The organism is Nostoc sp. FACHB-152 (assembly GCF_014697475.1).
Classification (GTDB): Bacteria; Cyanobacteriota; Cyanobacteriia; order Cyanobacteriales; family Nostocaceae; genus Nostoc_B.
The window spans coordinates 146712-172825 of the sequence record NZ_JACJRV010000003.1 but is presented as its reverse complement, the minus strand read 5'-3'; the positions used below and the strand labels follow the sequence as shown (position 1 = coordinate 172825).

The following is a 26114-nucleotide window of genomic DNA, read 5'->3' as shown; positions in this document are numbered from 1 at the left end:
GTTCCACCCTCAATTAATCACCTAGCTAATAGCAGGTTCTCAAGTTGAACCTTCAAATGGTGATATTAGTTTGATATTTAACCATTAAAAAGTTACTTTTTATACAGAAAGTTTATTTTATTCAACAAAAAATCAACTTATCTAGGTTAAAAGTTGTAAAATTTTATAGTTTAAATTATTACCATTAAGTATTTCAGTAGCGATCGCTCTATTAACTCCATATCGAAATTAAGACTAGCTACCGGGTCACGAAACTCTCTACAATAAAACCCTTGTTGGCTAAAAAATATTTTTGTAACTATGACAAATCAAGCTCCGATTCCGGTAATTATTAACGGTGCTGCTGGCAAAATGGGACGTGAAGTAGTCAAAGCCGTAGCGCAAGCACCAGACTTAACTCTTATGGGTGCAATTGACCGCAACCCGGAACATCAAGGTAAAGATATTGGGGAACTAGCAGGTTTAAGCGAACCTTTGGAAGTACCTGTTACTGACCAATTAGAACCAATGCTGGGATATGTAGCTGGGGAGCGACAGCTACCACCAGGGGTAATAGTAGACTTTACCCATCCTGATTCAGTGTATGACAACGTGCGGAGTGCGATCGCCTATGGTATTCGTCCAGTTGTCGGGACTACCGGGTTAAGCCCAGAACAAATTCAAAATTTAGCAGACTTTGCCGAAAAAGCCAGCACAGGTTGCTTGATTATCCCTAACTTCTCCATTGGGATGGTGTTGTTACAGCAAGCCGCAGTCACCGCATCGCAGTATTTTGACCATGTAGAAATTATCGAACTGCACCACAACCAAAAAGCCGATGCACCCAGTGGTACAGCAATTCAAACCGCGCAGTTATTAGCAGAATTGGGTAAAACTTTTAACCCAGCAATTGTACATGAAACAGAGAAAATACCAGGGGCTAGAGGCAGTCTAGCAGACGAAGGTATTAGAATTCATAGCGTGCGTCTACCAGGACTGATAGCCCATCAAGAAGTAATATTTGGCGCAGCTGGTCAAATTTATACATTACGCCATGATACAAGCGATCGCGCCTGCTATATGCCTGGGGTACTACTGGCAATTCGCAAGGTCTCACAGTTAAAGTCGTTAGTGTATGGTTTAGAAAAGATACTCTAAACATTAGTACTCAATACCCAGCACCCATGCTTGTTCCACTGACGCGCCAGAAATTTGAACAAATTATCCCCCTGATTGCTACTGGTCAGCAGTACAAGTACTACTGGGGGAAATTTTCTAATTTTTTGCAGCGACTATTAGTTTCTGTAGTTTCTGTAGTTGTAATATTACTGACTAAAGCCTTGTTTGGGCTAGAGTTTGGCCCCATCCTATTTTTTCTGGGTGTCATTGGCGCGCTTTTTTGGCTATGGTTTCCAGTGTTTCAGGCAAGTGTACGGAATGCAAAATGCCGCCGTTATAAGTACAGCGGCTTTTTCCGTGGTCGAATTTTAGATTGGTGGATTACAGACCAGGTAATGGGAAAACAAGAAACTGTCAATAGCAAAGGGGAATTGGTAATTGTTGAGAATCGGGAGAAACGGATAAATCTAGAAGTGGGTGATGATACCGGATTTAGCGTCGAGTTAGATGCACCGCTACGTCCTTTTCATAAAGCGATCGCCCGTGGTCAAATAGCGGAAATGATAGTCATGTCAAACCGCCCCGATTTAAGCACCATCGAAGATTTTAGCGATGTTTACATCCCCAGCCGTGATTTTTGGGTAAATGATTATCCCTATCTCCGCCGCGACTTCTTTGGTGAAGTCAGTCGCCGCCTCCGTGAAGACCAACGAGACAGACCACGCCGCCGTCGCCGGAAGTATGACGAGTAGAAGGGATTAGAGGTTAGGGATTAGGGGCTAGAAAAATTAAAACTAATTTTTTCATTGTTTATATCTAAAAATGTTTACCACCTATTTCTAGACTCTAATGTTTCATGACGAATCCCTAAGTCTCTCCTTTCCCTAACCTCTCACCCCTAATTTCCCCGATTCGCATTCTGTCCGTAAGCTTGCCAAGCTAAATCTACCAAGCCATCAACAATTGCAGCTGCTACAACGGCATTTCCTTTGCGGCTGTCAATTGTAATATGAGGAACTAGAGAGTCTTGCAAGCGGCTTTTCGCAGTATCTACATCTACAAATCCTACTGGCGTAGCAATGACTAAAGCTGGTCGAATTTCCTCAGTTTCGATTAAATCAACCAGTACTGTCAGTGCTGTTTGTGCTTGACCAACCACAAATATTCCCTCAGGATAACGCTTGGCTAAGGTTTCAATTCCCCAAGCTGCCATAGTTTTTTCCTTTTGGGGACGTGTGACAGTTTCCATGCTGCAATAGACTGGGTTAGCGAACGTATTTTGGATGTCGTAGGCAATACCTACCTGTACCATTGGCACGTCTACCACAATTGTGGTGCGTGCTGCTAACGCTGCTGCCCCAGCTTGCAAAGCTTGTTCCGAAAAACGAATTAAAGACTTATATTCAAAGTCAGCTGTGGCATATACCACCCGCCGGACAATTTCATACTCTGCGGGTGAAAAGACATGATCGCCAATTTCACTATCAATGATTGCTAAACTTTGAGCATCCGTTACGTGCCATTCCATCACTATTAAGTGCTGATATACCAGCTTTCAGCTTATCAGCTTAGGTGAGTGCTGAGTAATTAGTTCAGATGTGAAACACTTTATTTGCTCTTTTAGGCCGCAGGGGAGCAAGGGGGAGAAACGTACTGTGAGATTTTCCCATTGCCCCCGCCTCATTTCCTCTTCCCACTCAGAATTTATAACTCAGCACTAGAAGAAGGACGGCTGAAAACAGGAGATAGGTAAGCAACTAAAGCACCGATGAAAAAGCCAGAAATATTACGAACTAGAGGCAGCCAATCACTAGTGCGTGTAACTACAGGCCCTATTCCGAAGGCGATAAATAAAATTCCCCATAGAGGTGAAAAAATTAATGCCCACTGCCAAGCAAAAATTTGTTTATCATTACGGGGTTGAGCTGCAAAACCACAAACGATCCCACCAATAACTGAGGTAATGAGGGTAAGAATCCACTGTTCTCTTGGTAGTCCAGGTACAACAGTACAACCACCTTTGAGTAAGCAGCCTTTAACTGAGTTTAGGGCTTGTAAAATGGCTTGGTCTTCGCCTTGTTCACGTACAAAGTACAAATTCCCAAAGCGAGTTTGTAGTTCTATCCAAAATGTGCGGGGTAGAAGTTCATAAACTGCATCACCGACACTAAAGCTGAGAATATTACCGCCACGAGAATCAGCCACTAGCAGAATGCTTTTGTCATCTAAACCCCAATAATTAATTACTGCCCGGCCAGGGGTGCGGTCATATTGGGTTAACACTCGCAGTTTCCAGCCAGTGTCGGTTTCAAATTGCTCTATATCTGAAACCAGCTGTTCTTCTTGAACATCAGTGAGAGATTTAGCCAAATCTACAACTGGAGTTTGAAAATTAGGCAGCAAGTCGGGGTTGTCATATGCCAGTGCGGAGGAGGGATTTGCTATCCAAATTGACCCAGCTAAGAAAAATACCGCAAAAGATACCAGAATTCGTCGCCAAATACAAGACTGCATGGATGTTTTTATACAAAAATCAACAGTAAAAGTGAACAAGTTGTTTTAAAAACTAAGAGAGAAAAGTGATAGTTCTTTACACTTGTTTACTTTACTCTAATCTAAGGGTCTAGCGAAAGTACTGGAGGTTAGGTTTAAAATATTGTCGCTCAGAGAGTGATAGCATTATACTCAAGCTGTTTTTAACTATATTGTCTTGATACAGAGCGATCGCTCTTTAGATTACAATTTTTGCATCTCACTTAAAGTAATCAGGCTAACAGTACAATAATTTCTTACTCATAATCGACTAAACAAAAAAGGGGATGGTTGATATACCTATCCCCTTTGTAATTGAGCATTAGTCGTATGTTTCTCTGATGTGAGGAATGGGGCAAGGGAAAGGCTCATTACACCAATTCCCTTTTAATCATTTCCCCTTTGGAGTTTTTTACATCAAGTCAGCAGAATTTGAGATTACACACCTGCGCCAGTTGCAGTTCCACCCAATTTTTGTTGAATTTTAGCCTTAGCTGCTTTGAATTCTGTAGCTAGTTGCTCGCTTTGTTGAGTGTTCAAGTTGTTGCGAATAGCTGCGAACATGGTGCTTTCTTCTTGACGAACATGGTCGCCAACAATATCCATCAAGTTTCTGACTCTATCTTTGAATTCAGAAGCAGAAGGACTGATAGCCTTAATTTGGTCTAAAAGCCGCTTCATTTCAGCTTGTTCATCATAGAGTTCTTGGGTATCGCCTTCGCCATAGAAGGAACGAACTCTGGGATAAACTACTTCTTCTTCAGCTTCCGCGTGGGCTGTTAGGTCTTTGTAGATTTGACCAAAGTACTCTTGAATCTTTTGAGGATCATTGCTTTGTAGCAATTCGGTGAACAAGATATTTACTTTGTTGTGATCCAAGCGAATAACATCTTGGATGTTCATATCTTGTTTGTCAGTACCTTGGGTAACAGCACTACCAACTACACCACTAACTGCTGCCATCGCATCTTGAACTCTTGCCCAAATACCTTGGTCAGCGTCTTGTCCAGTTAGCTCACGTACACCAAGGATTTCTAGAATACCTTTGAGTTGCTCTTGGTGGGCGCGGTTTTCAAAGTTAACAGGATTGATAGGCCCAATTGCTGCCATTACATCAGCACCAACTTTTTGTGCTGCTTTGTGTACTAGCAAGCCACTCATAACTTGCTGATGCTTTAATAATTCGTGCTGAGATACTTTTTCATAGAAACTCAGTTGGGAGCCTTGCATCAATTTGCGAACTTGATCAACCATGTCTCGAATTGTTTGTTTCGGCTCTTGCTGAATACCATACTGCACAATTACAGTTTCGATAATGCCCAAGTTTTTGCGATCGTCTTCGAGGAAATCTTGAAGGCGTTTGGAGATTTCGCTGTCAGTAGATTCTTTTAAAAACTGTTCTTCATTTTCAATAAGTAGCTGTTGAACTAATCTGATTGCTGCTAATTTAGCAGCAATAGCATTACGCTTTGTATCATCTAGTGTTGATACCATTTTGAAGTTCTCCTCGAAAAAGTAATCGTATTATTACTAAGCACAGCTTGTCACAAGAGTTAAACATCTTTCCTCTTTCTTTTGAGCGATTAAGTGCGTTTCTCTGGGTAGAAAGCCAAATTTTTAGATATAAATTTTTCTAATTACACTTTTAGATATACAAGTATTAAAACTTCACTCCATCGTTAGATAGATAACTTTTAAAAATTAATTTTCTAGATTGACGAAAGATGGTCAAATCAGGAAATCAAAGAACAATGCCAGAAAGCCCTGGACTAGGAGAGCAGGCTTTAAATAAAGCTGCCGAAATAGGCTTATCTAGCCAATTAGATGAAGTAGAAAACTTGGATGTCAATATTCAAACTGACCCGCTTAAACTTGTTCAGGGACAAGTAGATTCAGTGCAAATTGAAGGCGAAGGTTTAATAATGCAGAAAGACCTCCGCATGGAAAAATTGGATATGCAGATGGGTAATGTTGCCATCAATCCTTTAAGCGTAGCTTTTGGCAAAATTGAACTTACTAAACCTACAGAAGCTAGCACCAGAGTGGTTCTGACTGAAAGTGATATCAACCGTGCTTTTAATTCTGAATATGTGCGATCGCAACTTCAAAATCAGCAAGTACATATCAATGGGCAATCGACAAGTATAGAAACCCAACAAGTAGATTTCCGTTTACTTGATAATCAGAAAATAGGGCTAAATGCAAATATAAAACTCAAAGAAACAGGTGAAACTCAACAAATTGCTTTTACAGCGGTACCTAAGGTAAATACTAATGGACAAAGTGTTTCTTTAGATAACGTTGAGTATGGTGAAGGTGAAGAAATATCGCCAGAACTAACAAAAGCTCTGGTTGAGCAAACCAGTGAAATTCTAAATTTAAGTAACTTCGATTTAGAAGGAATGAGCCTGCGAGTTAAGCAACTTCTAGTCGCACCAGGCAAACTAACGCTGCAAGCAGACGCGTATGTCGAACAAATACCCTCAGCTTAAAACGTAAATATTAAATCATGGACACTATGGAAACTACAGAAACAACATCATCAGCTTCTACACCATTTCCTAATATTCCACCAATTATTGAAAGTGACGATAGAGAATATCGTGATACAGGTGTACCTAGTACAGTAGCGATCGCCGGACATCCCTTACATCCTCTCAGCGTCATATTTCCTATCGCCTTTTTAGCCGCAGCTTTGGGTAGCGATTTTGGCTACTGGCTAACTCGTGATTTCTTCTGGGCGCGGGCTTCCTTATGGTTGATTGGACTTGGGCTAGGTGGAGGACTAATTGCAGCTGCTATTGGGATGAGCGACTTTTTAAGAATTGAGCGCGTCCGCAAGCGCACTGCTGGCTGGGTACACATGATTCTCAATGTTTCTATCCTAGTTTTAACCTTGGTAAACTTCCTCCTGCGTATGGGTGACGCTGAAGCCCGCATCTTACCTTGGGGATTGTTAATATCCCTCGTAGTTGGGACACTGACTAGTGCTTCTGGCTGGTTTGGTGCAGAACTTTCCTATCGCCACAAAATTGGTGTAGTAGGTGCAGGCAGTAAAAGATACCCTTAATTTTCTTGGAGGCTAGAGATACGAAGGCTAAAATCTTGTTTAGTCTCTAGCTTTTAGAAAATGCGCCACAACCGTAACTTAAAAATATCCATCATCATGTCTTTGCTCATCGTTACAGCGATGGGCTTTTTGTTTAAATATTACGCTGGGCCTGGTCGTCAGTGGTTTAACAACTCAGGCGCAGCAATATTTTATGAAATATTTTGGTGCTTGTTTGGATTTTGGTTTTTCAAGAGTCGTAAAGCAGTGGTACAAATTCCAATTTGGGTTTTTGTCATCACTTGTATATTAGAGTTTCTGCAACTTTGGCATCCACCCATACTAGATGCGATACGTGCCACATTGATAGGTAAATTATTGCTAGGCACTACTTTTTCTTGGTGGGACTTTGTTTATTATGTGTTGGGTTCTATTTTAGGTTGGTTGTGGCTACAAAAATTATGGGAAATAGGCAATGCAAAAAAGAGTGAAAGTTAAACCTAATTCAAAACAACAAAAAATTGTCGAAGAATCTGATGGTAGTTTGACCGTACATTTAAAATCGCCGCCAGTAGATGGTAAAGCCAATGAAGAGTTAATTAAATTATTGGCTGATAAATTTGATGTGCCGAAATCTTGTATTACCATCAAATTAGGTTTATCTTCTCGACAAAAGCTGATTGAAATTGAGGATATATAATATTTATTCTTGGCTCTGTTGAATCTCAATCAAGAATTTCATTTATATAAACCTTTAACTAAATGAACCTGCCGAATATTGGGGTGTGTTTTAAGTTACACCATATAGACTAGAGATATCGCTTTAAGTAATGGTATTATTGAAAATAATTATACTTGGTAACATAAAAAACCTTGGTAATTAAATACTTTATCAATTTATCAATTATGGTTATAGGTAAAATTGATTGGTTTGGTGGAATCAATAATAAAAATCAGAAAGTTAATAACTACGGATTTATCATTCCCATTGAAAATAATAATCCTGAAGAAGGTATTTATGTGCATCGAGATGATGTACCGAAATATTTGCAAGAACTAATAGAAGGGAGTAAAGGAAAAGGAGTTTATGTTCAATTTGATATTGATACAGAACGTCAACGAGCCATTAACGTTGAGTTAAAAACTTGTATTGGTATTGTTGATACTGTTAAAAGAGGACGCGGATATATTAAATGTGAAGGATATTCTGATATAAATTTTATATCTAATGAAGTTATAAATTTAGGAGATATTGTTTATTTTGGAATTCGTCAACATTACAAATATAATGATTTAAATACTATTAATTTACAAAAAATAGATAATAATACTACTGATATTAATATTATAAATAAATGTATTAATAGTAACAACTACAATATTTTTAAGATTTTTTTAGATCGATATATTTATAATCTTTCAAATGAAGAGTTGGTTAAATTAATAACAGACAAAATAAATAACTTAAATAATTATCAAAAAAAAGAATTATTGCGTACATTTTTGAAAGAAGTACCCAATATTATTGTTTCTTCTTTGGAATTTAGGAATATTCTTAGCTTATATGATTTAGAATCATATAGCAGTTATATCAATCAATATCTTGATATAGTAGATTCTTCGTTAAAACAAGAACTATTAAATGAAGTTTTAATAAAATTAGAAGAATCTAATAGTTCAGAACGTAAAATTTATTGGAGCCAAATTAAATATCTCCAAGAAAAATTAAGATATAAGGATTTCCTCTGGAATCTTGCTCCGATTGAATATCAAAAACAGTATATAAAAAATAAATATAAAGTTTTTTTTGCTCTAGTCTCTCAGTTCAACGATTCTGACTATCCTTATAGTGAAGCTATCACTTCAAGCTGGCATAAATTATATAATTTAGATAAAACAGATAAGAAATTAATCCGAGAATGGAATCCTACTGGTGATTCATTTAAAGAAGCTCAAATGATTTCTGCTCGTGGTGCAGAGAAGTTAGTAATCAAATATTTTAAATCGTTAAATTTTGCAACAGAAGATATTTCTATTCATCAAATTACACAAGAAAGCCAATATTGGCGAAAAGCAGATATTCGATTAAATTCAAAACACTTAATTGATGTCAAGAATACTCGTAATTCCGTTAACTCTGAACTTTATTCTGAATTTTGTGTTCCTGCTTTTAAAATAGAGCGCGGTTTTGATGTGATAATAGTTGGTGTTTTATCTCCTTATCTTCAAATAAAATACATGATAGGAGAAGAAACACCTCGTTTTTCTGTTGAGTCTCCTAAAATTTTGGGCGAATTTAATAAAAGAAAATTAGAAAATTTAGAAAATATTTTTAGCGATAACTTTTTTAGTATTGATGTGTCTAGAGATTTTGATCCTAAAAGATATTTACCACCTTGGGTATTTGATTATAATAAATATTTCTATATTCAACAGCTTGAAATAGCAAAAAAGTTTCGAGCATTGCAAGAAGAGCATATTCCTGACTGGGAAGATATATCATTGGTAGACGATGAAAATCCTTTGCCTTTGTTCATAACTGCTAGACGCAAGTTACCACAGAAATGGCTTGCTGATTTTCCTAAATGGCAAGCTAGTTTTATAAATGTATTAACAGAAATACCTGTAGACTACTTATCGCTACCATATCTATTTCTTGCATTGCTAAAACATTTTTTATCTATGCTGGCTTACAAAAGTAATGATTTTACTCCTGAAGTTTATAAAAAAATATTGTATCCTTTAAAAATTTATGACCCTTTGCATATAATAGATAGTTTTATTGATACTTTAAACATCCTTTGGCAACATCGAGAAAAAGGAAGATTGTCGGAGTTTAAAATTTTTAAGTTTAATGGTAGAGGATTACTACAAGCCAAAAGGTCAGAATCAGAAAAATTGTTAACGACTATTTTAGCTTATTGCGGTGGATGGGTAGAGGGGAAAGGAAAATGTGGATTTTCTCCTCTTGTTATGGGTCTACATAAAAATTGTTCAAGATGTGGTCGCCTGATTTGCCCTCAAGATGACTGTTACTATTGCAGTGACAAATGCTTTTCTTATCTTGAGAAAAAACGCAATCAAAAATTATATCTAGAAGATGATGAGTTAGAAGATTTAGAAAATGATGAGTTAGAGGATTTAGAAGATGATGAGTTAGAAGATTTAGAAGATGATGAGTTAGAGGATTTAGAAGATGATGAGTTAGAAGATTTAGAAGATGATGAGTTAGAGGATTTAGAAGATGATGATTTAGAAGATTTAGAAGATGATGAGTTAGACTAATATTTTGTAAATTTTTAACAAGACGCGGATTAGAAGTTTATCGCCATCAAAACACCTATACTAATGATGTACAAATCAGCTTTGTCAATAAATATATGGCAATCCTATTTGATTTCTAAAGTACTGGTTGAGGCAGTGAGGTAATAGGGAGTAGATTTGTTTATAATTCATTTATGATTGCTATATCCCCAACTTTTTTAAGAAGTCAGGGATTTGAGGTTCTCAATTTTCACAAATCAAATAAAATTACTATATCTGTAATCAGATATGTTAGTCCATTAACGCCTTATGAAGGCATATCATATAAAACGTTCAGGCTTTTTTACTGATTACTATTTACTGATTTTAGTATTCTGCTTCTTGTGGCATTGGCTCTTGTGTAATACTTATATATCCAGGTTGAGCTTTGATTCGTTCTATCCATCTTTGAATAGCTGTAAATTTTGATAAGTCAAAACCACCTTCATCAGCTACATGGGTATAAGCAAATAAGGCTATATCAGCAATAGTATAGCGATCGCCCACAAAATATAGATGAGATTGCAGATGATTTTCCATGACTCTTAATGCTGCATAACCAGGTTCACGCTTTTGTTCTAAAGCAGCCTGATATTCTTCGGCTTTACCTAAAATTGAAATCCAAAATCTGGATGTAGCAATAAAAGGTTCATGGCTATATTGTTCAAAAAATAACCATTGAAAAACTTGGGCTTTTAGGAAGCGATCGTAAGGTAAAAATTCTGTATATTCACTCAGGTAAACCAATATAGCATTTGATTCTGTTAAGTATTTACCTGGTTCAACTTCCAAAACAGGTATCTTGCCGTTAGGATTTTTACTTAAAAATTCTGGTGTTCGACTTTCTCCCTTTAAAATATTCACTTCGATTCTTTCAAAGGGAATCCCCATTTGTGATAATAAAAGACGTATCTTATAACCATTGCCAGACGGTAAAAAATCGTACAAACGTAGCGTTTCCATGTCAAAAATATGATGAAGATTATTGGGAAAAATTAAGCTCTAGAATACAATATTTTACAAAATTTTTTCCAAGAAACAGGATCATCATCTCTCTTTTATGCATCTTCATAAAAACTAGATTTATCTGAATAAATAAAAAACAAAAAGTTAACAATTACTAGACTTTATAAACTTCAAATGTTTAATTTAATTCAAGGGGTTAACATAAAAATATGTGTGGAAGATTTACATTAAATCAGCCAACTGCCCTTCTAGAGAAGGTTTTCCATATCCAGCAAATTCCAGATTTAGCTGCCCAATACAACATTGCACCTACACAAATCGTGCCAACCGTACTACAAAACCCCACAAGTAAGCAGTATGAATTTCAACAGTTACGTTGGGGATTGATTCCTAGTTGGGCAAAAGATGCAAAAATGGGAGTAAAGCTGATCAATGCTAGGGCAGAAACAGTGGCAGAAAAACCAGCATTTAGATCCGCTTTTAAACGCCGACGCTGTTTAGTAATCGCTGATGGCTTTTATGAATGGCAAAAGCAACAAGGTAAAAAACAGCCCTTTTATTTTCGGCTTCAAGATGGGCAACCTTTTGGTTTTGCCGGGTTGTGGGATATATGGCACTCACCAGAAGGAGAAGAAATTGCCTCTTGTACGATTATGACAACCACAGCTAATAAATTACTAGCACCAATCCATGATCGTATGCCAGTTATTCTGGCTCCCGAAGATTATGATTTATGGTTAGATACTCAAGTGCAAACACCAGAGAAACTACAGTCACTACTAGATTCCTATCCGGCTGAGGCCATGACAGCCTACCCAGTTAGTAGCTTGGTTAACAGCCCTCAGCATAACAGCCCAGAATGTATTATCCCCCTTAGTCAGGAGAATGACCTGCCAAATCAGTTAAATTAACTATTGAGTGCTGATGGCACACAAGCGAAAATTAATATCAGAAGTTTTTGTCTGGGGTTACTAAATTCCCAAGAGCATCTTTTGAGCTAGTAGCTGTACAACCATAGAGGCAGTTATGCCAAGAACACAGAAAAACGATAACTTTATTGACAAATCTTTTACAGTAATGGCGGATATCATTCTGAAGATTCTGCCAACTAACAGAAAAGCTAAAGAAGCATTTGTTTATTACCGAGATGGAATGTCGGCACAGGCAGAAGGAGAATACGCCGAAGCATTAGAGTATTATGAAGAAGCCCTAACCCTAGAAGAAGACCCTAACGATCGCAGTTATATTTTCTATAACATGGGGCTAATTTACGCCAGTAACGGTGATCATCTGAAAGCTTTAGAACTTTATCACCGAGCAATTGAAATCAACCCACGCATACCCCAAGCCTTGAATAACATCGCCGTAATTTATCATTACCAAGGCGAAAAAGCTAAAGAAGCTGGAGATCATGACGGTGGTGAAGCCCTGTTTGACCAAGCCGCAGATTATTGGATTAGAGCCATTCGTATGGCTCCCAATAACTATATTGAAGCTCAAAACTGGCTGAAAACCACTGGGCGGATGCAAATTGACGTATTCTTTTAGTCAATGGTCATTAGTCAATGGTCAATTGTTAATAATCAGCGAAAACAATAGACTATTGACTCTTGACTATGGACTTTTGACTATTGACTTATAACCAAACCATGATTGATCGTGACCAAGTTCATAAAGTAGCTCTTCTCGCTCGGTTAGACTTAACACCAGAAGAAGAAGAGCAATTTACCACTCAGCTAGGAAATATTTTGGATTATGTAGAACAGCTGAGTGAATTAGATGTTAGCGATGTGCCACCAACTACACGAGCAATCGATGTCAGCAATGTAACCAGAGAGGATGAATTGCAGCCTTATCCTGAGCGCGATGCCATTCTCAACAGTGCGCCTGAACAAGAAGGTGAATTTTTTAAAGTCCCGAAAATCCTCAACAGCGAAGAGTAGGAAAGTAGGAAAGTATGAAGTATGAAATTTATTTTTCAGACTTCATAATTTCAAGGTTTATAATTCCGGCATTCAGGCGCATTGGGATTTTCTCGACAGTATTCTTCAAAAGAAACTTTAGCCGAAACCATGCCCTCAGCTTTTTGATGGGCGGCTTCTGCCTGTAACTCTTCTACTTCATCCCAAGCAGCAGCACAGGCTTTAGAATAAGCACCATATTGGGTACAAATGGCCCGTGCTGCTGCTATAGATTTTTGAATTTTTTCCTCCAACCTAGGTGCTGTTGGAGCTTCCACAAAATTACTCTTGGTTAGAATATCGGTAATTGAGATAATGCCTAACAGCTTACCCTGAATAACTGGTGCTCTACGGATACCTGTGTTGGCAAATAACCGCGCCACATATTCCACGCTCAACTCAGGATTGACAACAATGCAGGGTTTGCTCATAATTTCATAAACCCGTACTTGCTTGGGATCTTTACCGTAAGCTATTACTTTATAAACAATGTCTGTTTCACTAATCATGCCATAGGCATCATTATCATAGCGACGATCCACAACCAAGGCACGCAAGTTTTTTTCCTTCATCAGCCGAACTGCTTCAGCGACGCTTGCCGACCCGCGAATGGTAATTACATCCTTGGTCATGATATCTTCAGCTTTCATCATTGCTGTAGTCTCCTGGTAAATATCAGGCGAGGTAGAAGAGGCAGGGTAGACAAGGTGCAGAGGAAATAGGGGTCTATTCCCTAGCCACTACTCTCTACTCCCCACTCCCTATTCCCTTGTTTTGAAAATTGCCCAGCCACAACAATAAATTAGTCCAGGTTTCAATTCATGATGTTATCGAAAGTAACCGAAGCGTAAAATATCGTGATAATCATATTTAGGAGTTACGCAGTGAAACGAAAAATCAAAGGTTGAGACTAGGTGTAGGGGTATATGGGTGGCAGGTGTTAGTGAGCAAAACAATATGGAATGTAAAGTATGAAATTTTATTCTCTAGATGTCATAGTTTATCCGTGATCAAGCTACGATGATCACAGCAGCATCTAACTGCGGCTAAAACGTTCTGCTAACAGTCAAGCAAAAGCACTACACAATTGATGCTTGCTGTAAGTTTGCACTCAGGTATAACATCTACCAGTAATCCTTGAAACTCGGCCATGTCAAATCGTCATTATCCACCCGCCAACTTACGTTATCTCAAAGCCAGGTTACGGAATCTTAGCAGACCTGCCTTTTGGGGAACAGCAATTTTTTTATCTGTGCTAGGGCTGGTCATTAGAGAATACTGGTCTAACCCAGATGCGTTTATTGGTAAGCAAAACAGCGAAGTTACTACACAGAAAACCGATGATTCCCTGTCGGCTGAAGATAAAGCGATCGCAGCAGATATTGATAATTTACCAGTTCTTTATAATGATGTTCAACAAGCAACTGGGCCAATCAAAATTCTTTCCCCTAAAGACAACTCCAAGACAAATCAGGGTAAGGACTTTTTACAATATTTAATGAGTCAACAAAAGTCTGCTAAAAATACTAAATTAACTCCTAGTTTAGACATCAACAATAACTCATCTTCATCTGATGAGAGAAATCCTTTTATTACACAAACCGAAAACCTGTTAAAGTTCAGCACACAAAATAGCAACACTCAGTCTTTAACTACGTCGTCACAGCCTCAAGGAGTTACAGTAAGCCCCAACACAGTAAGTAATGGAGTTAATCAAAGCCCAACAAATTCCTACAACTCAATTAGTTCTTCAACTTCAATTCTGCCACCATCGTCAACGCCAACACTTTCTAACTCAAATGGTGGAGTTTCTACTCCTAGTAATGTTTTGGTACAAAATTCCTACAATGGAGTTCCCCAGAATTTATCTAACAATAGTGGAACTGCAATTTTGAGTAACCCAGCAGGGCAAGCTTCTTATAACGGAGTTCCCCAGAATTTATCTAACAATAGTGGGACTGCAATTTTGAGTAACCCAGCAGGGCAAACTTCTTATAACGGAGTTCCCCAAAATTTATCTACTAATAACCCAACTTATATACCTAACACAAACTTAAATAACAGCACAGGCTATATTCAGCCAACTGTACCAAACTATTTACCGAATTCTTACAACAATCCTGTTCAGCCATTACCTTACCAAGTACCAGCATCGGCTGTAACACAGCCTGTTACTCCATCTGCACCTACTAATACTCAACCTTACTCTGTCCAGCCTGTCTATCCAAATATCAATTCAAATCAAATTACACCACCAACACCAGCCAGTTATACAAACTCAAGATATGACTATATAAGAAATCAGCTACGACAGTCTAATTTTTACGTTCCAGGTCAGTCTACAGGTGGCGTTCAGGGAAATGGTTATTAAGACTAAATAGCTAGTCTAATTTAAGAGGAGGTTTTAAAAATATTTAAATAGCGACTACTGCATATATAAATAAATTGGCAATAGTGCTGAGGCCTATACCCACACCAGGAATCAAGAAGAGTAGCATCATTGCAAATATCCCAAAATTGGTATTTTCTAAAGGCTTCAATTGAGGAAAAATTTCGCTAAAAACATGAAAGCCATCAAGAGGTGGAATTGGTAGAAGGTTGAACAGAAATAATGCCAAATTTATTCGCGCTGCTAAATAAAGAAAGTCTAAGCTTAATAGTTCTGACGCATTAGAGTGAGAAAAAATTTTTAATAGCACTACGAATACAAGACCTAGTGCAAGATTTAATAGTGGCCCAGCTGCGGATACTAAAATATTGCTGAGTTTTGCAAAGCGAAATTTAGAGGGGTTAACGGGCATTTGACCCCAAGCAATACCTGTAAAGCAAAGAAAAATAATAGACTCCCAACCCATATGAACAACAGGGTTTAGGGTGAGATGACCAGTTTTTTGCGGGGTGTTATCTCCCTGACTCATCGCTGCCCAACCGTGAGCAAGTTCGTGCAAACAGATAGAAAATATGAGAATTGCAACTATGCGAAAAAAATAAATTGGGTCGGTGGTGAGTGTCCTGATAAACATAAATGATGGTTTGTGGTATGAGTAAGGCTGAAATAGACGCTAATTAATGGCTACATGAATAAAATAAGGTGATTTTTAGCCCAAAACAGGCGATCGCAAATCATGATATTTTTGTGATAAACCGTCTGTAGTTATATCAGTCTATTGATACAAATGCTATTAAAAAGACACTTAAACAACCACTGTATTTCTTAGTATATTTTTTGTGATAACCAGAATTTATCTAATTAGCTAATATGCTAAAACTGTTATTTCGTTAAGCATTTAATATAATATATTTATTTTTTTACTTAGTTATAAATACGCAATTTGTTAAATTTTTAGGTAATATTTATTATAAAATAGCAAACTAAAGTTAGACAATAATAGCTAATGGTATTTTTTGTAATTACTGCGTATATAAGTAATTTTCACTACCATTAGCTTGAAATACTGAGAATTTAGTAAAAATAATATTAAGTATTAGAAAGAAGTATGGTGACATCTTGATATCATTTTGATGCACTTACGGCAAACGACAATGGATGATCATCAACGCCGTTCTTATTGGCGTGCTAATACTGCTTTAATTCGTAATCTTTTAATTGTTTGGGCGTTGGTTTCTCTAGTTTTTAGTATTTTATTGGTTCAACCGTTAAATGGAATACGTTTTTTTGGCGTACCTTTTGGCTTTTGGATGGCGCAGCAGGGGTCAATCATCATTTTTGTGGCATTGATTTTTATTTACGCCTTTCAAATGGACAAGATAGACCGCAAATATAATAAAAAGTGAGAAAAAATAGTGTCAGTTGAACTTTGGACGATTTTAATAGTTGGACTTTCTTTCCTCCTCTATATTTATATTGGTTGGCAATCACGAGTCGAAAATAGTAAAGATTTCTTTATTGCTGGTCAGGGGATACCTTCAATTGCTAATGGTGCAGCTACCGCCGCCGATTGGATGTCGGCTGCTTCGTTTATTTCAATGGCGGGACTAATTTCTTTTTTGGGCTACGACGGTTCAATTTATTTGATGGGTTGGACTGGTGGCTATGTGCTGCTGGCGTTGTTATTGGCTCCCTACCTACGAAAATTTGGTAAGTATACAGTACCGGATTTTGTAGGCGATCGCTATTACTCAAATGTGGCGCGGTTGGTAGCTGTGGTTGCGGCGATTTTTGTATCTCTGACTTATGTTGCCGGTCAAATGCGCGGTGTAGGCATTGTGTTTAGCCGCTTCCTACAAGTAGACATCAACACAGGCGTAATCATCGGTATGGTGATTGTCGGCTTTTTTGCAGTGCTAGGCGGGATGAAAGGCATTACTTGGACGCAAGTCGCCCAATATTTTGTATTAATTTTGGCTTACTTGATTCCGGCTGTAGCGATCGCTTGGTTATTAACTGGTAATCCGATTCCGCAATTAGCCTTTACCTTTAGTGATGTTGCCAGCAAACTCAATCAAATTCAAGTTGATTTAGGATTTCAAGAGTATACCCAGCCATTTGTGAACAAGTCCATGCTGGATGTATTGTTCACAACTATTGCACTCATGGTAGGTACTGCTGGTTTACCCCATATCATCGTCCGGTTTTACACTGTACCAAGTGTACGTGCGGCACGTTTTTCGGCAGGTTGGGCATTGTTATTTATAGCAATTCTTTATACCACGGCTCCCGCCCTTTCGATGTTTGCACGCTATAACTTAATAGATTCCCTGCAAAATAAAACAGTAGCAGAAGTGCAACAGCTAGACTGGGCAAATAAGTGGGAAAAAACAGGACTGTTGGCTTTTGACGATAAAAATAAAGATGGTCGTCTGCAATTAACGCCAAATAAAGATACCAGTGAGATTAAGATTGACCCTGATATCATTGTGCTATCTACTCCAGAAGTTGCTAAACTTGCGCCTTGGGTAATTGCTTTGGTTGCGGCTGGTGGTTTAGCAGCAGCTTTGTCTACAGCATCAGGTTTGTTGTTGGTAATTTCCAGTTCTGTCGCCCACGATATTTATTACCGGATTTTAGATTCCGGTGCTTCGGAACGCAAACGCGTATTTGTTGGGCGTATCATGGTTGGTTTTTCCCTAGTTCTGGCTGGGTACTTTGGGGTAAATCCACCAGGATTTGTGAGTCAGGTGGTAGCTTTTGCTTTCGGGTTAGCTGCTGCTAGTTTCTTCCCGGTGATTGTCCTGGGTATTTTTGATAAACGTACCAATGCAGAAGGTGCGATCGCTGGGATGTTAACAGGTTTAATTTTTACAATTATCTACATCATGGGCGTGAAGTTTTTTGGTATGCAACCTTGGTTTTTTGGCGTTTCTCCGGAAGGCATCGGCACTTTGGGGATGCTAATAAACTTAGTAGTAACCTTAGTTGTGTCTCGCCTCACACCACCGCCACCAGAAGAGATTCAGGCGATGGTAGAAGAATTACGTTCTCCTTCCATTGAAGAAGACCAAGAAATACCTCAACATTAAACCAAGAGGGGGAAAGGGATAAGGTAAAAGGGAAAGGGTTTTGTCTTATCCCTTTCCCCTTTCCCCCTTACCCTTTTCCCGACTTCTGCAAGAAGTCTAATTAACTCGACGACGACGCAACTTCAACATCCCCAATGCGCCTAAACCTAATAGTGGGAGTGTAGCTGAAGGTTCTGGTACCGCAGCAGTTTTGAAATTATTTTTGCCGAAGTCCATAACAAATACAGTATCGTTATAGTCTTTATCGCCACCCTTGCGTAAATCTTCAAAACCCATCATCAAGTAATTGCCCACTTTCCAAGCCATTAGGTGCTGTAAACCATCTGGGTTGAGAGAAGCATCTGCACCATAAATATCGCCATTTCTTGATGTTTTGCTATAACCATCGGCTTTGAGTAAGAAATTCAGCTGTGTACCAGCCTTAAAACTACCCAAGTCTACAAAATCACCAATATCTAAAACACCATCCTTCTCTCCTAATTGGCACTTATTTCTTGTGCTGTTACAAGAGACATCTTCAAAAATCATGCCTTTATCATATTTTTCACCTTTAATTGCTTCATAAGCTAACTGATTTCTATAGCTAGCACCTTCATTGATAAACCAAACACGCACATTGTGTTTTTGTTTGAGAAATAGCTGAGTAAAGTCTAATTTTTGTGCCTCTACTTTATCAGCAGAAATTCCGACTCTTTCTTTTTGAACTAAAGCTTGAAACTGAGGAATTAAAGGTAAGAAATTTTTATCTTCTGACCTATCTTTAATGGTCAGCCGCTTCATTGTACTCCAGTCACTAGCTTTTTTAGCCTCTTCTTGGGCTTTTAAAAAATACTGAACGGCGTTATCTGCTGTTAATTTAGCTTGATTTTTAAAATCATCTGCCGCTTTAACAGAGTTATCTGCGTTCTCAGTCACTGTCTTTGCTTGTAAGCTGGCTTGATTTTTAACTTGTTCAGCTGCACTACGCTTAGTTGTCGCGTCATTTAACTTAGTATTTGCAGAATTAAATTTGTTATTAGCATCGTTCAGCTTTGTATTAGCAGCATTCAAGTTTGTAGTTGCATCCTTAACTGCTTTTTGTGCTAAGTCTTTTTCAGTTTTAGTTTTAGCAGCCGCCTCTAGTGTTTTTGCATTAGCAAAATTTTTGGTAGCAGTATCAACAGATGTTTTAGCATCAGCTAGATTTTTTGCAGCAGTATCAGCAGCTAATTTAGCTGTATTAAAATCTGCGTCTGCTTTTTGGAATGCCTGTTCTGCTACACTAAGAGCTTTGTTAGCACTTTGTTTAGCCGTTGTTGCAGCTTGGGTAGCAATTTTGAGAGCGTCTTCTGCTTTTTTAAGAGCTTCTGCACTTTCTTTTACTTTTTGAGCAGCCACTGATGCTTCTTTGATAGCTTCTTGAATTGGAGTGACTTTTGTAGATGTAGTATTAGAAGTTGTTGCACTTGCTGAAGCTACCGTGGAAAGCGTAAAACTGAAAGTAGCAGCCATCAACCCAACGCAAATTCTGTTCATAAATGTCCTATTAAGTAATTGCACCTGATGTTATTTTTTGTTTTGTATTCAAGTCATGAACTAAAAATCATTAACTTGATAAGTATTGGATAAAACTGGTTGTATGGGAGCGGCTTTTTTCTGGGTAAATACTTTGTAACGCAATTATGTTTTGAACGTCTACAGTTAAGATTAGTTTTTGCAAACTCTTTATTAATGGAGCGGAAAAGAGTCTGAGAATAAAAAAAATTGATGCAATTATTATTTTCTGGCAAATGGTTAGACACTAAATATAGTGAAAATACATAAGAGATTCTCTAGAAGTTTTCAGTTAAGAAGAGTTATATCAGTATTTGTTTGATTTTAATTAAAATTAATTATAAAAATGATAGATAAAAGCTTATGCCAGCCTGGAAATGAATATTTTTAGTGAGAAATTACTGAGAAAATTTAGAGGATGTTTAAAAAGCCGTAGTCGAATATAGTTGGTTCCTAAAAAAGTAAATTAATTTACATAAAATCGCTGCAAATAGGGAATCAAAACCCTTGTGGTGCTTTGAGTAGAACGCAAGCGCGACAAATATATTTTATCTGTTCAAAAAATAAAATTTAGCTTTTATTTGCTCAGGACTGTAATAAATTAGAATTTACAGTCAACAGTAAACACCACTAAATATGCAAGCTTTATCTGGAACATCTGATTGATTACATACATTGCTTCTTGTTGATTTTTTATTCCAAAAAATTAAATTTTGTCCAACTACCTATCTAATTTATGTCTCATAGCCAAAAACTGCGGCAGTTACTTGTACGTCCTGAAATTATGATCATTCCTGGTGTTTATGACTGTCTAAGTGCCAAACTGGCAGAAAATATCGGTTTTGATGTGATTGCTACTAGTGGTTTTGGGATTGCTGCGTCTACCTTAGGTGTGCCTGATTACGGTTTCCTCACAGCTACAGAAATCCTTTATAGTGTAGGGCGAATTGCTCAGTCAGTAAGTGTACCCTTAATTGCTGATTTGGATACTGGTTATGGCAATGCGCTGAATGTGATGCGGACTATTAAGGATGCTGTGCAGTTGGGTGTGGCTGGGGTACTCTTGGAAGACCAAGAATGGCCAAAAAAGTGCGGTCATTTTGAAGGAAAGCGAGTCATCCCCACCGCAGAACACGCCGGAAAAATTCGTGCTGCTGTTGAGGCGCGTGGTGATAGCGGCTTGGTAATTATCGCTCGGACTGATGCGCGTGCGCCACTGGGTTTAGAGGAAGCGATCGCCCGTGGTCGTGCTTACATTGCCGCCGGAGCAGATATACTATTCGTAGAAGCACCGCAATCTGTGGAAGAATTAAAAGCGATCGCCTCTGCTTTTCCTGATATCCCATTAGTAGCCAACATTGTTGAAGGTGGCAAAACTCCCCAACTTTCTGCTTTTGAGTTACAACAGTTAGGTTACAAAATTGTGTTCTTCCCACTGACTGGTTTGTTTGCAGCCACACAAGTCATCTCAACTTGCTTCCGCCAACTCAAAGAACAGGGAACTACAGCTAATTTTACTGACTTGGTGAACTTTCAAGATTTTCAAGAACTTGTCGGCGTTCCGCAATTTCTGCAAATGGAACAGAAGTTTGCCATAAGAAAGGACACATCAATATCGAATAATATCTAGCAATGAAGACAGCCCAAGCAGAAATTGAGTTTAAAGATACGCGCGAGATTGAGCAAGATAGTATTATTGCTTTGTATAAAGCTAATTATTGGTCATCCTCAGAAAAGCCAGATTTACTCTACAAAGGTTTAATGAACTCTGACTCGCTGATTTCTGCTTGGGATGGAGACAAGTTAGTTGGTTTGGGTAATGCTATTTCTGACGGTTTTTTAGTTGTTTATTACCCACATTTGCTAGTTTTGCCTGATTATCAACGACAAGGTATCGGTAGTGGCATTATCCAGCGTCTAACAACACGTTACGCAGGCTTTCATCAACAAATCTTAATTGCAGATAGCAACGCCCTCTATTTTTATAAAAAATGTGGTTTTCAGCGTGCTGGTAAAACCGAACCAATGTGGATATATTTAGGCAGCGATCGCTAATGTATGATTTACGCAGAGTGAAATATATAAAAATAGCCAAGGTGGTTAGAACATTAACAGAAGATAAAACTCAGACACCAATAGGCTTTTAACCCTGTAACCTGTTGCCTATCACCTGTTACCTGCTATACAGCAATTAAAGAACTGTGCCGCGTGTTGCTTCTGTTTCAATTGGCTTGATCAGATATAGCTGTAGCATATGCCAAACGATCGCAATAATTGGCGGAATTTTTTGGAAGAATTTCACAAAACCGGGTAAGTTATTTCGTTGAATTGCCGCAATTTTCAAGTTATTTTCGGAACACTGTTCTAAACGCCAGAAAAATTCGGGGTGATTTGTATTTAAGATGAGGGGAAACGCCCGTGCAGAGGTGTTGTTGGTTTCTTGAATAACTCTGTTGTTGTATTTGCGGGGATGAATACCAATAGTTTCGTAGAATGATGCCCGTTCAAATACTGTCATTGTATGGGTAGCAAACACAGTTAATAAGAAAAACCGCACCCAGAGTTTTGCTTTCCAATCTTTCCATAGTTTGGGTTGCGATCGCAACAATGCTTTAAAGAAATCTCCGTGGCGATTTTCGTCTTGACACCAACTCTCAAATTTCCGGAACAACGGATAAAACTGATATTCAGGATGCTCCTGCATATGCTGATGCACTAAAATATACCGCCAATAACCAATTTTCTCCGATAGGTAAACTGTGTAAATAATCCACTCTGGCGGGAAAAAGGTATATGTGCGGTTCTTAGTTAAAAAGTTTAAATCTAGAGAAAGGTTCAAATCTGCCATTGATTTATTCAAAAATCCTGCATGGCGTGCTTCATCTCGCGCCAAGTATTCAAAAGCTTGGGATAGTAGAGGGTTATTTTTTTTCAGACGACGGGATAATTCTTTAAACAGCAGAAATCCAGAAAACTCCGAAGTACAAGAGCGTTCTAAAAAGTCAATAAACGCGCGGCGTTTTTCCCCTGTAATGTGATCCCATGTTTGCTTAAACTCATCATCACGTACAAAGTGATGGCGGTTGTAGTCAGCACGCAATTCCTCAATAATAGCCCTGATTTCAGTCTCATTGGTCGATATATCTAATTTCGCCACCGCATCAAAGTCAGTGGTATAAAACCGAGGTGTTAATAATGTTTCTTGAACAGGTGCTTTAATACCTGGCTTCAGCAATTGAGGCTCTGGAGTTGCAACTGTATTGACCATGAGACTCCTTATGTTGTTTTATCTTTCAATAGTTATATAAGCATAAATTTTATTAATTCCACATCAGTTAAATTATTGAAAAGCGGTATATAGCAGTAAACAGACTTGAAAGACCTTTTGCGTAGAGTTTGTATAAGTCAGGGCTGGCGCACAAATATTAGTTTTTGAAATCTAGCGTCAGGGTGTAAGTATTTGAAATACCTACAGTTCTACACACCTGAACTCTTTCCCAAAAAGGTGATTTTTCGCCTCTCTGCGTAAGTCCTGGTTATACCAATTTCTTTTAAAAGAAAAACATATTTTTTGCTCAAGAGAGACTAAGCAATGCTACATCTCTACAGAATTAATATGTATATTTGCTAACTAAAAAAATATCTTTTTAAGTATCTGTAACTAAATTTACATCATAGTTAAACACTGTATTTATTTTTGGGAACTATAAATTTACTACATTCGCTATCAGTTGTTCTTGTGCAGCCTCAGCCTCATGAAGTGGAAATATAAATTGTTCTCAGGGCGGAAAATACTTATAGCATCTTTGATAATTCCCTTGATGCACTTCTACCTTTGCAAAGTATCTGTGTCGATGTCCTTTGAAAATGGATCAGCCGCTATTTGGCCTTCAGCAGGTCTTTTTTTAGCTAGTTTTTTATTACTGGGATATCGAATTTGGCCTGTAATTTTCTTCGGCGACATCATTGCCGAGTATGTACACTTGTATCCTAATGACCTTCTGGCAAGTAGCCTTATCTCTGTTTGGGATACCGTTGACTCCTTGGTAGCAAGTTTTTTGATCAATCGTTTGATTAAACACCGCAATATATTAGAGCGATCTGGTGATACTTTCAAATTTTTAGTACTTTTAGTGCCTACTCCAGTCGTAGGAACCACCCTTGCCGCAACCACACTTTGTCTACGTAACATCACTCCTTGGACTGCTTATGCAGAACTCTGGCGGAGTTGGTTTACAGCACTTATTGGCGGCGCACTTGTTGTCACACCAATGCTATTAACATGGTTCCAAAAATCAGGGAAACAAGAACGGCTCAACCGAGACAAAATTATTGAATTAGCACTGCTGCTGTTATCTTTAATTACCATCAGTCGAATTACCTTTTGGCAAGGGTATCCTGTAGAGTACATGATAGTTCCACTGTTAATTTGGTCAGCGTTTCGGTTTGGACAACGAGAATCGACTTTACTTGTAGTTATTGTGTCAGCGATCGCAGTTTTTACTACGGCTCGTGGTGTAGGAGCATTTGCAAAACTGGGGTCGGTCAATCAATCGCTGTTACTATTACAATCTTTTATTGGCGTTGTGGCCATCACTACCTTTATCCTTTGCGCTGTCATTAATGAAAACCGCAAAGCACAAGCAACACTCAAAAGGACAAATGATGACCTAGAGCAAAGGGTACAAGAACGCACCCAACAGCTAAGTCAAGCATTAGAAACTGCCGATGCAGCTAAAGTCGCTGCCGATAGTGCCAATAAAGCCAAAAGCGAGTTTCTCGCCAACATGAGCCATGAGTTGAGAACTCCACTTAACGGTATACTTGGCTATGCTCAAATTCTCCGTCGTTCAGAACCCTTAACAGAGCCTGGGTTTCACGGCATCGATATCATCTATCAGTGTGGTTCCCACCTGTTAACCCTGATCAACGATGTTTTAGATCTCTCCAAAATCGAAGCCCAAAAAATGGAACTCCATCCTATTGAGTTTCATTTTCCATCCTTTCTTGAAGGCGTTACTGAAATTTGTCGCATCCGTGCCGAACAAAAAGGTATTTCATTTATTTACCAAGGCGATGCTCGACTACCTGTAGGCGTTCGGGCTGATGAAAAGCGCCTGCGACAGGTTTTAATCAACCTGCTTGGAAATGCTATTAAGTTTACCGATAAAGGCAGCGTAGTTTTTCGGATCACATCTCAACCAGTTGTCAACCAAGCCCAAGAACAATCTGCAATTTACAAAATTCGGTTTGAGGTGGAAGACACAGGGGTGGGGATGGCAAAAGAACAAGTAGAGAAAATTTTCCTACCTTTTGAGCAAGTAGGAGATATTAAGAAACAAGCTGAAGGTACAGGTTTAGGATTGGCAATTAGCTCAAAAATTGTTTCGTTGATGAACAGCCAAATTGAGGTACAAAGTGAGCTAGGTAAAGGCACTAGTTTCTGGTTTGAGGTGGAGTTACCTAATGTTCCTGATTGGGCAGAAGCAGCAAGGTTATCACAGCAAGGCATAATTTCGGGATATCAAGGCAGAAAGCAAAAAATCTTAGTTGTGGATGACAAATGGGAAAACCGCTCTGTAATTGTGAATTTGCTTGCACCGATTGGTTTTGAACTCGCTGAGGCAAGTAACGGTCAAGAAGGGTTAGATCAGGCGATGCAATGGCAACCTGACTTAATTATTACCGACCTTATAATGCCTGTGATGCATGGCTTGGAATTAATCAAACATCTGCGACAGTCGCCCCAACTCAAGAATGTGGTCGTTCTTGCCTCTTCTGCCAGTGTGTTTGAGACAGATCAATACAAAAGTTTGGATGTCGGAGCGAATGCCTTTTTGCCAAAACCTGTGCAAATGGACAGTCTGCTAGATCTGCTTTGCAAGTATCTACAATTGGAATGGGTGTATCAAGAAATATCAGACCAAGCGATCGCCTCCTCACCAGATCCGATGTTAGCAGAAGCGATCGCCCCGCCAGCACTAGAAGTATTAAACCATCTGTATCAGTTGGTAAAAAAAGGCGATGTTTACGGAATTGTAGACCAAGCCAATCAAATGAAACAGCAGGATCATACTTTGGTTCCTTTCGCTCAGAAATTAATTCACTTAGCAGAGAACTTTCAACTTAATCCATTACGGGAGTTTATCAAAGAATATTTGGCTAATCCCTAAATGTTCCTAATTCTTCAG

The 26114-nt window shown here is 38.4% G+C and carries 24 protein-coding genes; 16 read left to right on the top strand and 8 right to left on the bottom strand.

Annotation, left to right across the window (positions count from 1 at the left end; all coding sequences use genetic code 11):
* The first annotated feature begins 300 nt into the window (after nucleotides 1–300).
* Complete coding sequence (dapB, locus tag H6G76_RS04580; RefSeq protein WP_190696024.1) at nucleotides 301–1137, top strand: 4-hydroxy-tetrahydrodipicolinate reductase; 837 nt, start codon at nucleotides 301–303, stop codon at nucleotides 1135–1137.
* A gap of 26 nt (nucleotides 1138–1163) precedes the next feature.
* Complete coding sequence (locus H6G76_RS04575; protein WP_190696022.1) at nucleotides 1164–1850, top strand: phosphate ABC transporter permease; 687 nt, start codon at nucleotides 1164–1166, stop codon at nucleotides 1848–1850.
* 146 nt (nucleotides 1851–1996) lie between these two features.
* Here H6G76_RS04575 and H6G76_RS04570 read toward each other — a convergent pair whose 3' ends face one another.
* From H6G76_RS04570 to H6G76_RS04560, 3 genes are all read right to left on the bottom strand, one after another.
* Nucleotides 1997–2626 carry a precorrin-8X methylmutase gene (locus tag H6G76_RS04570; RefSeq protein ID WP_190696019.1) on the bottom strand — a complete coding sequence of 210 codons (630 nt, stop codon included), beginning with the start codon at nucleotides 2624–2626 and terminating at the stop codon, nucleotides 1997–1999.
* A 176-nt stretch (nucleotides 2627–2802) separates the two neighbouring features.
* Nucleotides 2803–3612 (bottom strand): TPM domain-containing protein, encoded by an 810-nt coding sequence (locus tag H6G76_RS04565; protein WP_190696017.1) that lies wholly within the window; start codon nucleotides 3610–3612, stop codon nucleotides 2803–2805.
* Nucleotides 3613–4068: 456 nt separating this feature from the next.
* A complete protein-coding gene (locus H6G76_RS04560; RefSeq protein WP_190696014.1) occupies nucleotides 4069–5124 on the bottom strand; it encodes a hemerythrin domain-containing protein in 1056 nt (351 codons plus the stop codon).
* Between the two features lie 257 nt (nucleotides 5125–5381).
* Here H6G76_RS04560 and H6G76_RS04555 point away from each other — a divergent pair, with 257 nt between their 5' ends.
* From H6G76_RS04555 to H6G76_RS04535, 5 genes are all read left to right on the top strand, one after another.
* Nucleotides 5382–6122 (top strand): DUF2993 domain-containing protein, encoded by a 741-nt coding sequence (locus tag H6G76_RS04555; protein WP_190695998.1) that lies wholly within the window; start codon nucleotides 5382–5384, stop codon nucleotides 6120–6122.
* 26 nt (nucleotides 6123–6148) lie between these two features.
* A complete protein-coding gene (locus H6G76_RS04550; RefSeq protein WP_190696443.1) occupies nucleotides 6149–6700 on the top strand; it encodes a DUF2231 domain-containing protein in 552 nt (183 codons plus the stop codon).
* A 60-nt stretch (nucleotides 6701–6760) separates the two neighbouring features.
* Nucleotides 6761–7177: a DUF2809 domain-containing protein gene (locus H6G76_RS04545; protein ID WP_190695994.1), complete on the top strand. Its 417-nt coding sequence runs from the start codon at nucleotides 6761–6763 to the stop codon at nucleotides 7175–7177.
* Complete coding sequence (locus H6G76_RS04540) at nucleotides 7155–7379, top strand: DUF167 domain-containing protein (RefSeq protein WP_190695991.1); 225 nt, start codon at nucleotides 7155–7157, stop codon at nucleotides 7377–7379. Before H6G76_RS04545 ends, H6G76_RS04540 begins: the two co-directional genes overlap by 23 nt.
* 206 nt (nucleotides 7380–7585) lie before the next feature.
* Entirely contained in the window at nucleotides 7586–9964 is a 2379-nt protein-coding gene (locus H6G76_RS04535) for a hypothetical protein (protein ID WP_190695988.1), read from the top strand.
* Between the two features lie 345 nt (nucleotides 9965–10309).
* Here H6G76_RS04535 and H6G76_RS04530 read toward each other — a convergent pair whose 3' ends face one another.
* On the bottom strand, nucleotides 10310–10945 hold the full coding sequence (locus H6G76_RS04530; protein WP_190695985.1) for a glutathione S-transferase family protein: 636 nt from the start codon (nucleotides 10943–10945) through the stop codon (nucleotides 10310–10312).
* 212 nt (nucleotides 10946–11157) lie between these two features.
* Between H6G76_RS04530 and H6G76_RS04525 the strand changes: the two genes are divergently transcribed.
* From H6G76_RS04525 to gatC, 3 genes are all read left to right on the top strand, one after another.
* On the top strand, nucleotides 11158–11859 hold the full coding sequence (locus H6G76_RS04525) for an SOS response-associated peptidase (protein ID WP_190695982.1): 702 nt from the start codon (nucleotides 11158–11160) through the stop codon (nucleotides 11857–11859).
* A gap of 115 nt (nucleotides 11860–11974) precedes the next feature.
* Complete coding sequence (locus H6G76_RS04520; RefSeq protein ID WP_190695979.1) at nucleotides 11975–12496, top strand: photosystem I assembly protein Ycf3; 522 nt, start codon at nucleotides 11975–11977, stop codon at nucleotides 12494–12496.
* A 101-nt stretch (nucleotides 12497–12597) separates the two neighbouring features.
* Nucleotides 12598–12891: an Asp-tRNA(Asn)/Glu-tRNA(Gln) amidotransferase subunit GatC gene (gene gatC / locus H6G76_RS04515; RefSeq protein WP_190695976.1), complete on the top strand. Its 294-nt coding sequence runs from the start codon at nucleotides 12598–12600 to the stop codon at nucleotides 12889–12891.
* A 50-nt stretch (nucleotides 12892–12941) separates the two neighbouring features.
* On the opposite strand, the gene H6G76_RS04510 is transcribed toward gatC, so the two are convergent.
* Nucleotides 12942–13562: a CBS domain-containing protein gene (locus H6G76_RS04510; RefSeq protein WP_190695972.1), complete on the bottom strand. Its 621-nt coding sequence runs from the start codon at nucleotides 13560–13562 to the stop codon at nucleotides 12942–12944.
* A 497-nt stretch (nucleotides 13563–14059) separates the two neighbouring features.
* Between H6G76_RS04510 and H6G76_RS04505 the strand changes: the two genes are divergently transcribed.
* Nucleotides 14060–15280, top strand: coding sequence for a hypothetical protein (locus H6G76_RS04505; RefSeq protein ID WP_190695959.1), 1221 nt, complete (start codon nucleotides 14060–14062; stop codon nucleotides 15278–15280).
* 43 nt (nucleotides 15281–15323) lie between these two features.
* On the opposite strand, the gene H6G76_RS04500 is transcribed toward H6G76_RS04505, so the two are convergent.
* Nucleotides 15324–15932 (bottom strand): site-2 protease family protein, encoded by a 609-nt coding sequence (locus H6G76_RS04500; protein WP_190695956.1) that lies wholly within the window; start codon nucleotides 15930–15932, stop codon nucleotides 15324–15326.
* A 520-nt stretch (nucleotides 15933–16452) separates the two neighbouring features.
* On the opposite strand from H6G76_RS04500, the gene H6G76_RS04495 reads away from it, so the two are divergent.
* A complete protein-coding gene (locus tag H6G76_RS04495; protein ID WP_190696440.1) occupies nucleotides 16453–16704 on the top strand; it encodes a DUF4212 domain-containing protein in 252 nt (83 codons plus the stop codon).
* A 9-nt stretch (nucleotides 16705–16713) separates the two neighbouring features.
* Entirely contained in the window at nucleotides 16714–18390 is a 1677-nt protein-coding gene (locus H6G76_RS04490) for a sodium:solute symporter family protein (RefSeq protein WP_190695953.1), read from the top strand.
* Nucleotides 18391–18486: 96 nt separating this feature from the next.
* Here H6G76_RS04490 and H6G76_RS04485 read toward each other — a convergent pair whose 3' ends face one another.
* Complete coding sequence (locus H6G76_RS04485) at nucleotides 18487–19905, bottom strand: DUF4114 domain-containing protein (protein ID WP_190695949.1); 1419 nt, start codon at nucleotides 19903–19905, stop codon at nucleotides 18487–18489.
* 754 nt (nucleotides 19906–20659) lie between these two features.
* On the opposite strand from H6G76_RS04485, the gene H6G76_RS04480 reads away from it, so the two are divergent.
* Nucleotides 20660–21553 (top strand): oxaloacetate decarboxylase, encoded by an 894-nt coding sequence (locus H6G76_RS04480; protein ID WP_190695946.1) that lies wholly within the window; start codon nucleotides 20660–20662, stop codon nucleotides 21551–21553.
* A 2-nt stretch (nucleotides 21554–21555) separates the two neighbouring features.
* Nucleotides 21556–21978, top strand: a complete 423-nt coding sequence (locus H6G76_RS04475) for a GNAT family N-acetyltransferase (RefSeq protein ID WP_190695943.1) — start codon at nucleotides 21556–21558, stop codon at nucleotides 21976–21978.
* Between the two features lie 136 nt (nucleotides 21979–22114).
* On the opposite strand, the gene acsF is transcribed toward H6G76_RS04475, so the two are convergent.
* A complete protein-coding gene (gene acsF, locus H6G76_RS04470; RefSeq protein ID WP_190695940.1) occupies nucleotides 22115–23191 on the bottom strand; it encodes a magnesium-protoporphyrin IX monomethyl ester (oxidative) cyclase in 1077 nt (358 codons plus the stop codon).
* 487 nt (nucleotides 23192–23678) lie between these two features.
* On the opposite strand from acsF, the gene H6G76_RS04465 reads away from it, so the two are divergent.
* A complete protein-coding gene (locus H6G76_RS04465; protein WP_190695937.1) occupies nucleotides 23679–26096 on the top strand; it encodes an MASE1 domain-containing protein in 2418 nt (805 codons plus the stop codon).
* The last annotated feature ends 18 nt before the right edge of the window (nucleotides 26097–26114 follow it).